Origin of the sequence: Mycobacterium sp. E1747, assembly GCF_001667775.1 — a bacterium.
In the GTDB taxonomy this organism is placed as follows: Bacteria; Actinomycetota; Actinomycetes; order Mycobacteriales; family Mycobacteriaceae; genus Mycobacterium.
The window spans coordinates 1-9,456 of the sequence record NZ_LZJI01000245.1 but is presented as its reverse complement, the minus strand read 5'-3'; the positions used below and the strand labels follow the sequence as shown (position 1 = coordinate 9,456).

Here is a 9,456-nt window from a genome sequence, read left to right as displayed (position 1 = left end):
GACACACCGCCCCCGCCCGCACCGCAGGGTGGCCGGCCGCCGGCCCAGCCGCGGCCGTATCCGCAGGACCCCAGCCCCGCGCCAGCGCCCAGCCCCGCGCCAGCGCCCGCGGGGAACGCGCCACCGGCCGACGTGCCCCCGGCCGAGCAGCCGGCGCCCCCGGACCCGCGCAAGGAGCTCGCCGATCGCATCGCCGATGAGAAGAAGTGGCGGCAGAGCACCCGTCAGGGTGTCCAGTTCCTGGCGCTGCAGTTCCAGGCGACCCGCTGCGACAAAGAGGACATCCTCGCCGGCAACGACGACCCCAACCTGCCCCTGGTGACCTGCTCGACCGATCACAAGGTGGCGTACCTGCTGGCGCCGTCGATCATCAGCGGCGACCAGATCCAGGACGCCACCTCCGGGATGAACCAGCGCGGCATCGGCTACGTGGTTGACGTGCAATTCAAACCGGCGGCCGCCAACACTTGGGCTGACTTCACCGCCGCCCACATCGGTACCCAGACCGCCTTCACGCTGGATTCCCAGGTCGTCAGCGCGCCGATGATCCAGGAAGCCATTCCGGGCGGCCGGACGCAGATCACCGGTGGCGACCCGCCGTTCACGGCCGCGACCGCCAAGCAGCTGGCCAACGTCCTCAAGTACGGCTCGCTGCCGCTGTCCTTCGAAGCGTCGGAGGCCCAAACGGTCTCGGCGACACTGGGATTGACCTCGTTGCGAGCGGGGCTCGTTGCGGGCGCCATCGGGCTGGTCCTGGTGTTGCTGTATTCGCTGCTGTACTACCGGGTGCTGGGCCTGCTCACGGCACTGTCCTTGATCGCCTCCGGCGCAATGGTTTTCGCGATCCTGGTGATCCTGGGCCGCCAGATCAACTACACCCTGGACCTCGCCGGTATCGCGGGTCTGATTATCGGTATCGGCACCACGGCGGACTCGTTCGTGGTGTTCTTCGAACGCATCAAAGACGAGATCCGCGAGGGTCGGTCGTTCCGATCGGCGGTGCCCCGAGGCTGGGTGCGGGCCCGCAAGACGATCGTGTCGGGCAACGCCGTCACGTTCCTGGCCGCCGCGGTGCTGTACGCCCTGGCGATAGGTCAGGTGCGCGGATTCGCCTTCACGTTGGGGCTCACCACGATCCTCGACGTCGTGGTCGTATTCCTGGTGACCTGGCCGATGATCTACCTGGCGTCCAAGTCGCCGACGCTGGCCAAACCGGCATACAACGGCCTGGGGGCCGTTCAGCAGGTGGCCCGCGAGCGCCGGGCTTCGTCGCAAGTGAAGACGGGACGGGGATAGCCCATGAGTGCCTCCAAGGCAGCCAAGGACGCGACCGAGATCACCGAGGCCACCGGCGACGCCGCCCAATTGACCGACGGCGGCGCCGGCGAGCAACGGCACGGCTTCATCTCGCGGCTCTACACCGGCACCGGCGCGTTCGAGGTCATCGGCCGCCGCCGGCTGTGGTACGGGATCAGCGGGGCGATCGTCGCTGTGGCGATACTGTCAATCCTGTTGCGAGGCTTCACCTTCGGCATCGATTTCAAGGGCGGCACCACGGTGTCGATGCCCCGCGGCACCGTCCAGACGTCGCAGGTGTCCGACGTGTTCAGGAAAACCATCGGCCGGGATCCGGAGTCGGTGGTGGTCGTCGGCAACGGCGGGTCCGCGACCGTGCAGATCCGCTCCGAAACGCTGACCAACGACCAGACGACCAAGCTGCGCAACGCCCTGTTCGACGCCTTCCAGCCGAAGGGCGCCGACGGTAAGCCCACCAAGCAGGCGATCAGCGACGCGGCGGTGTCCGAGACCTGGGGTGACCAGATCACCAACAAGGCGCTGATCGCGCTGGTGGTGTTCCTGGCGTTGGTAAGCCTGTACATCACGGTGCGCTACGAGCGGTACATGGCCGTCTCCGCGCTGACGACGATGGTTTTCGACCTGACCGTCACCGCGGGGGTGTACTCGCTGGTCGGTTTCGAAGTCACCCCGGCCACCGTCATCGGCCTGCTCACCATCCTCGGTTTCTCCCTGTACGACACCGTGATCGTGTTCGACAAGGTGGAGGAGAACACCCACGGCTTCCAGCACACCACCCGCCGCACGTTTGCCGAGCAGGCCAACCTGGCGATCAACCAGACCTTCATGCGCTCGATCAACACCAGCCTGATCGGCGTGCTGCCGGTGCTGGCGCTCATGGTGGTGGCGGTGTGGCTGCTCGGCGTCGGCACGCTCAAGGACCTGGCGCTGGTCCAGCTGGTCGGCATCATCGTCGGCACCTACTCGTCGATCTTCTTCGCCACCCCGCTGCTGGTCACGCTGCGCGAGCGCACGGAGCTGGTGCGCACGCACACCCGCCGCGTCACGCGACGCCGCAAGGGCGGCGCCGAACCCGCGGACGAGACGAAGGCCACCGACGAGACGAAGGCCGCCGACGAGACGAATGCCACCGACGAGACGACGGCCGCCGCGGACGAATCGGCGGCGCCGGCGACCACCCCGTCCGACAAGCCCGCCCCGAACAAGCCGGCGCCGGGCGCGCGCCCGGCCCGCCCGACCGGAACCCGGCGTCCGAGCGGCAAGCGAAACGCCGGCCGGCGGTAGTCGCCATGGCCGCCAGGTATCGCCTCGCTGGGGGCGCTATCGGTTTGGCCGCAATGCTCGTCGCGGCCGTCACGCTGGCCGCGTGCTCGGGCAGCGCGGCCTCCCAGATCGAATACGTGGTGGACGGCCGGCTGGTCAGCTACAACACCAACACCGTCGTCGGCGCGGTATCAGCCGGGGCCCAGGCCTTCGCCCGCACGCTCGCCGGCTTCAGCTACCACGGCCCGGACGGGCAGACCGTGGCCGACCGTGACTTCGGCACCGTCTCGATAGTCGGCGGTTCGCCCCTGGTGCTCGACTACCAGATCGCCGACAACGCTGTCTACTCCGACGGCAAGCCGGTGACCTGCGACGACCTGGTGCTGGCGTGGGCGGCCCAGTCCGGCCGGTACCCCGACTTCAACGTCGCCACCCAGGCCGGTTACCTCGACATCGCCAACGTCGATTGCCTTCCGGGGCAAAAGAAGGCGCGGGTGTCGTTCATCCCGGACCGCGGAGTCGTCGACTACAACCAGCTGTTCACCGCCACCACGCTGATGCCATCGCACGTCATCGCCGACCAGCTGCACATCGACGTGACGGCGGCGCTGCTCAGCAACAACACCGCGCTGGTGCAGCAGATCGCCAAGCTGTGGAACACCATCTGGGACCTCAAGCCCGGCCTTGACCTCAAGAACTTCCCGTCGTCGGGCCCCTACAAGATCGAACGCGTCCTCGACGGCGGCGCGGTGGTGCTCGTCGCCAACGACCGGTGGTGGGGGCCCAAGGCCATCACCAAGCGCATCACCGTGTGGCCGCAGGGCCCCGATATCCAGGACCGCGTCAACAACCGCAGCGTCGACGTGGTCGACGTGGCGGCGGGCTCGTCGGGAACGCTGACGACCCCGGACAACTACGTCCGCGCCGATTCACCGTCTGCCGGCATCGAGCAGCTGATCTTCGCCCCGCAGGGGCCGCTCTCGCAGCCCCAGGCGCGGCGCGCGCTCGCGCTGTGCACGCCCCGCGACACCCTCGCGCGCGACGCCGGGGTGCCGATCGCGAACTCGCGCCTGAACCCCGCCGCCGACGACCCCGTCACCGCCGGCGACGGCGCCGCCGAGGCCGCCCAGTTCGCCAAGGCGGACGCCGCCGCCGCCCGCGTCGCGCTCGGCGGCGCACCGACGACGGTGCGGATCGGCTACTCGGGGCCCAACGCGCGGCTCGCGGTCAACGTCGGGGTGATCACCAAATCCTGCGCCGCGGCCGGTATCAGCGTCGTCAACGTCGCCCTGGACACGTCGGGGCCGCAGGCCCTCAAGGACGGCAAGATCGACGTGCTCCTGGCCAGCACCGGCGGCGCCACCGGCAGCGGTTCGACAGGGTCGTCGGCGATGGACGCCTACGACCTGCACGGAGGCAACGGCAACAACCTGTCCGGTTACTCGAACCCGCAGATCGACACCGCCATCGGGGCGCTCGCGGTGTCGGCCGACCCCGCCGAACGCGTCCGGCTGCTGGGCGAGGCGGCGCCGGTACTGTGGGGCGACATGCCTACGTTGCCCCTGTACCGGCAGCAACGCACGCTCCTGATGTCGAAGAAGATGTACGCGGTGAGCAAGAACCCGACCCGTTGGGGTGCGGGCTGGAACATGGACCGATGGGCGCTGGTGCAGTGACGAGCGTCGGCGGGACCTCGTCGGTGGCCGACGTCATCGCCTCGCTGCTTCGCGAGGTCTCGGACTTCCCCAAGCCGGGGGTCCAGTTCAAGGACCTCACCCCGTTGTTCGCCGACCCGCGGGGACTGACCGCGGTCACCGACGCGCTGGCCGCGATCGCTTCCGGCGCCGACCTGGTCGCCGGGATCGATTCCCGCGGGTTCCTGGCGGCCGCGGCCGTCGCCGACCGGCTGCGCACCGGCGTGCTGGCCATCCGCAAGGGCGGAAAGCTGCCGCCGCCGGTGCACGCCGAGCACTACGACCTGGAGTACGGCAGCGCCACGCTGGAGATCCCCGCCGACGGCATCGACTTGCGGGGGCGCCACGTGGTGATCATCGATGACGTGCTGGCCACCGGGGGCACCCTGGCCGCGGCCGCCCGGCTGCTGGAACGCACCGGCGCCACCGTGATGGCGGCTGCGGTGGTCGTCGAATTGACCGCGCTCGGGGGCCGCCAGGCGGTCGTGGACCTGCCGGTGCACAGCCTGAGCCGGGTCTAGCGAGCCAACCGCGGAATTGGGTGTGAACTGGCGGCGCTGAGTGTCTCAGGGCGTGGGTTTGGCCATCTCGTCGGCCCAACCACACACTCAAAGCCCTCATCGCACACTCAACGCGGTCGGGGCATGGGACTTGCGCGATATCCTCGAGGTCGGAGGTGACAAACGTGGCGAACGAGAAGAGCGCGGCGCAGGCGCTTGACGCGCCCACTGACGTCGCGGAGTCCCTGCTGGTTGGGGAGCCGGTCACGGCCCGGGCGGCCGAGCCGCCCGAGACGCCGACCGAAACGCTGAAGACCACCAGCAGCGCGTCGCGCCGGGTCCGGGCCAGGCTGGCCCGCCGGATGACCTCCCAGCGCACCACGCTCAACCCGGTGCTGGAACCGCTGGTGGCGGTGCACCGCGAGATCTATCCGAAGGCGAACCTGTCGCTGCTGCAGCGCGCCTTCGAGGTCGCCGACCAGCGGCACGCCACGCAGTTACGCCACTCCGGCGACCCGTACATCACCCACCCGCTGGCCGTCGCCACCATCCTGGCCGAATTGGGCATGGATACCACGACTTTGGTGGCCGCGCTGCTGCACGACACCATCGAGGACACCGGCTACACGCTCGAGCAGATGTCCGAGGAGTTCGGTGAGGAGGTGGCGCACCTCGTCGACGGCGTGACCAAGCTGGATCGGGTGGTGCTGGGCACCGCCGCCGAGGGCGAGACGATCCGCAAGATGATCACCGCGATGGCCCGCGACCCCCGGGTGCTGGTGATCAAGGTCGCCGACCGGCTGCACAACATGCGCACCATGCGATTCCTGCCGCCGGAGAAGCAGGCCCGCAAGGCCCGCGAGACGCTGGAAGTCATTGCTCCCCTTGCTCACCGGCTGGGGATGGCGAGCGTGAAGTGGGAGCTGGAAGACCTGTCCTTCGCGATCCTGCACCCGAAGAAGTACGACGAGATCGTCCGGTTGGTCGCCGGCCGTGCCCCCTCGCGGGACACCTACCTGGCCAAGGTGCGCGCCGAGATCACCAACACCCTGGGCGCCTCGAAGATCAAGGCGACGGTCGAGGGCCGCCCCAAGCACTACTGGTCCATCTACCAGAAGATGATCGTCAAGGGACGAGACTTCGACGACATCCACGACCTGGTCGGCATCCGGATCCTGTGCGACGAGATCCGGGACTGCTATGCGGCTGTCGGCGTGGTGCATTCGCTGTGGCAGCCAATGGCGGGGCGGTTCAAGGACTACATCGCCCAGCCGAGATACGGCGTCTACCAGTCGCTGCACACCACCGTTGTCGGCCCCGAGGGCAAGCCGCTTGAGGTGCAGATTCGCACCCGCGACATGCACCGCACCGCCGAATACGGTATCGCCGCGCACTGGCGGTACAAGGAAGCCAAGGGCCGCAACGGGGTTCCGCATCCGCACGCCGCCGCCGAGATCGACGACATGGCCTGGATGCGTCAGCTGCTCGACTGGCAGCGGGAGGCCGCCGACCCGGGCGAGTTCCTGGAATCGTTGCGCTACGACCTTGCGGTGCAAGAGATCTTCGTGTTCACCCCCAAGGGCGATGTGATCACGCTGCCCAACGGATCGACGCCGGTGGACTTCGCCTACGCCGTGCACACCGAGGTCGGCCACCGCTGCATCGGGGCCCGGGTCAACGGCCGGCTGGTGGCGCTGGAACGAAAGCTGGAAAACGGCGAAGTCGTCGAGGTTTTCACCTCGAAGGCGCCCAACGCCGGGCCGTCGCGCGACTGGCAGCAGTTCGTGGTCTCGCCGCGCGCCAAGGCCAAGATCCGGCAGTGGTTCGCCAAGGAACGCCGTGAGGAGGCGCTGGAAGCCGGCAAGGAGGCAATGGCCCGCGAGGTGCGCCGGGGTGGACTTCCCTTGCAGCGCTTGGTCAATGGCGAATCCATGGCGGCGGTGGCCCGCGAATTGCACTACACCGACGTGTCCGCGCTCTACACCGCGATCGGCGAGGGCCACGTCTCGGCCCGCCACGTGGTGCAGCGGCTGCTCGCCGAACTCGGCGGGATCGACCAGGCAGAAGAGGATCTGGCCGAGCGCTCCACGCCGACGACCATGCTGCGCCGCCCGCGCAGCAGCGACGACGTCGGCGTCTCGGTGCCCGGCGCGCCGGGGGTGCTGTCCAAGCTGGCCAAGTGCTGCACGCCGGTGCCCGGCGATCAGATCATGGGGTTCGTCACGCGCGGCGGGGGGGTGAGCGTGCACCGCACCGACTGCACCAACGCGGCGTCGCTGCAACAGCAGTCCGAGCGGATCATCGAGGTGCATTGGGCGCCATCGCCGTCGTCGGTTTTCCTGGTGGCTATCCAGGTCGAGGCGCTCGACCGGCACCGGTTGCTCTCCGACGTCACGCGGGTGCTCGCCGACGAGAAGGTCAACATCCTCTCGGCGTCGGTCACCACCTCCGGCGACCGCGTGGCGATCAGCCGGTTCACCTTCGAGATGGGCGACCCGAAGCACCTCGGCCACCTGCTCAACGTGGTGCGCAACGTCGAAGGAGTCTACGACGTCTACCGCGTGACCTCGGCGGCCTAGACAGTAATTGCCGGCGCGGCCGCGGCGATCGCGAGCACGGCGTAGCCGGGCGAAGCGGGTCGCCGCAAAAGTCCAAGCCGGGCGCCGCGGGTCGCCGCCATCAGGCCCCCGCTACCCCCGGTTGTTTCGCGTGCGCAAGCGGACGACCTTCGTGTCGGACACGTGCTGGTCCTCCAGCACGATCACGCCCTCAGCGTCGCTGCCGACCGGCTTGGCCGCCCCTTCCAGCACCTCGCCCACGACGCGCACCGCGCGGGGCAGCGCGCTGTTCGTCAGCACCTTGAACAGCGGTACCGCCGCGACGAACAGCGCCAGCGGCGGTTCGATCAGGCCCAGCCCGGCGGCGGCGATCAATCCGCCGAAATAGCCCACGGACCGCGGTACGTCCACCTCGACGGTGCCCACTTGCACTTCCAGCACGTTCTCCGGTGCGCCGAAACGGATCTCCACCGCGCTGTTGGTTGCCATGACACCCTCCTTGCTTCGGATCGCAGGTCGGGTACCCGGTGTGGCGCGTTCTACCCGATGCGCACCGAGCTGATGGTGACGGGGTTGGTGGGGGCGCCGCTCTGCCGGTTGCCGGCGATGCCGGCCTCGGCGACCTTGTCCAAGACCGCCAGACCCGCCTGGCTGACGGTGCCGAGCACGGTGCTCGTCGGCTGCATTTCGGAGTCCCGGAAAACGAAGGAGAACTGGCTGCCGTTGGTGTTCGGGCCGTCGACGGCCATGATCACGGTGCCGCGCGGATAGAGCACGGTCGCCCTGAGCCCGGGATCCCCGGGCGGGTATTGATCGGTCGGATACTCGTCGGCGAATTGGTAGCCGGGGCCACCCGAGCCGTCGGCATCGGGACCGCCGCACAGCAGTGATCCACCGTCGGTGGAGTTGATCAGCCGGGCGCACTGGGTGTTGTCGAAGAATTGCTGCTTGGCGAGGCTGACGAAACTATTTACCGTGCAAGGGGATTCGGAGTTGGCTAGCTGGATGCCGATATCACCGAAGTTGGTGGAGACGGTGGCCGGGATTTCCGCGGGCTCGGTGGAGACCCTGCCGGACGGGGGCGGGCTGACGGGTTTGACGACGGTGTCCGGTGCGCTGGGGTACTGGCAGTTGGCGCCCAGATCGGCAGGCGGCGCGAACGCCGGCAACGGCGGCACCGTCGCCATGGCCTGCCCGGTCGGTCCCGAAGTTGCGCCCTGCCGGCCCGGGACTCGGGCGCGCGACGCGCTGGTGGACGCCGTGCCGTTGGCGGAGCCGTCGTTCTGGGTCACCAGCGCGATGACCAGCGCCACTACCGCGGCCAGCGCCAGCGCGGACGCCCCGACGATGCCCAGCAACAGACGGCGGGAGTGTGTTGGGGCGCGATACGACGGCTGCGGGTTCGGACTGGGGCCGGTGGAGGGGTAGTCCTGCGTGGGCGGCCCGACGGTTGGCGGCAGCGGCGCGGCCGGCCCCTGCGGCGGATTCCGTGCCGCGGTTCCGGCCGGGTTGGCCAATGCCGCCCTGGCGGCCTCGGCGAGTTCCATCGCCGACTGATAGCGCTGTTCAACATCTTTGGCCATCCCGCGGGCGACCACCGCGTCGAGGGCCGGGGAGACGCCGGCCGCGGTTGCCGACGGTCGCGGCGGCGGGGTGTTGAGATGGGCGTTGAGTTGTTCCTCGAGGCTCTCGCCGGCATAGGGTCGCGTGCCGGTCAGGCACTCGTGCAGCACGCAGGCCAACGAATACACGTCGGCGCGGTGATCCGTTGCGCCCCTGAACCGCTCGGGCGCCATGTAGGCGACGGTGCCCATCGTGTGACCGGTCTGCGTGAGCGACGTATCGGCCAGCGTGCGGGCAATTCCGAAGTCGATCAGGTAGACAAAGTCGCGCGCCTTGGTGACCAAGATGTTCTTCGGCTTGATGTCGCGATGGACCAGCCCCGCCTGGTGGGCGCTGTCGAGCGCCGCGGCCACCTGTTCGATCACCGCGACCGCGCGCTCCGGGGACAGTCGCCCGCCGTTTTCGGCGATGTACTGCAACAGGTCGCGGCCCTCGATCAGTCGCATGTCGACATAGAGCCGGCCGTCGATCTCCCCGTAACTGTGGATGGGCACCACGTGC

General features: G+C 69.0%; 7 protein-coding genes. 5 read left to right on the top strand and 2 right to left on the bottom strand.

The window, feature by feature from the left end:
* From secD to A5695_RS25575, 5 genes are all read left to right on the top strand, one after another.
* Positions 1-1,296, top strand: a 1,296-nt coding sequence (gene secD / locus A5695_RS25595) for a protein translocase subunit SecD (RefSeq protein WP_068089212.1), incomplete at its 5' end; no start/stop codon positions are given.
* Between the two features lie 3 nt (positions 1,297-1,299).
* Positions 1,300-2,601 carry a protein translocase subunit SecF gene (gene secF / locus A5695_RS25590; protein ID WP_068089209.1) on the top strand — a complete coding sequence of 434 codons (1,302 nt, stop codon included), beginning with the start codon at positions 1,300-1,302 and terminating at the stop codon, positions 2,599-2,601.
* 5 nt (positions 2,602-2,606) lie between these two features.
* Complete coding sequence (locus tag A5695_RS25585) at positions 2,607-4,256, top strand: ABC transporter substrate-binding protein (RefSeq protein ID WP_068089206.1); 1,650 nt, start codon at positions 2,607-2,609, stop codon at positions 4,254-4,256.
* The gene (locus tag A5695_RS25580) at positions 4,238-4,795 is read left to right on the top strand and encodes an adenine phosphoribosyltransferase (RefSeq protein ID WP_068089202.1); all 558 of its coding nucleotides are present in this window, start codon (positions 4,238-4,240) and stop codon (positions 4,793-4,795) included. Before A5695_RS25585 ends, A5695_RS25580 begins: the two co-directional genes overlap by 19 nt.
* A gap of 164 nt (positions 4,796-4,959) precedes the next feature.
* The gene (locus A5695_RS25575) at positions 4,960-7,353 is read left to right on the top strand and encodes a bifunctional (p)ppGpp synthetase/guanosine-3',5'-bis(diphosphate) 3'-pyrophosphohydrolase (protein ID WP_068089199.1); all 2,394 of its coding nucleotides are present in this window, start codon (positions 4,960-4,962) and stop codon (positions 7,351-7,353) included.
* Positions 7,354-7,464: 111 nt separating this feature from the next.
* Here A5695_RS25575 and A5695_RS25570 read toward each other — a convergent pair whose 3' ends face one another.
* On the bottom strand, positions 7,465-7,821 hold the full coding sequence (locus A5695_RS25570) for a hypothetical protein (RefSeq protein WP_068089196.1): 357 nt from the start codon (positions 7,819-7,821) through the stop codon (positions 7,465-7,467).
* A gap of 50 nt (positions 7,822-7,871) precedes the next feature.
* The coding region (locus tag A5695_RS25565) for a protein kinase (RefSeq protein ID WP_068089193.1) at positions 7,872-9,456 on the bottom strand (1,585 nt) is incomplete at its 5' end.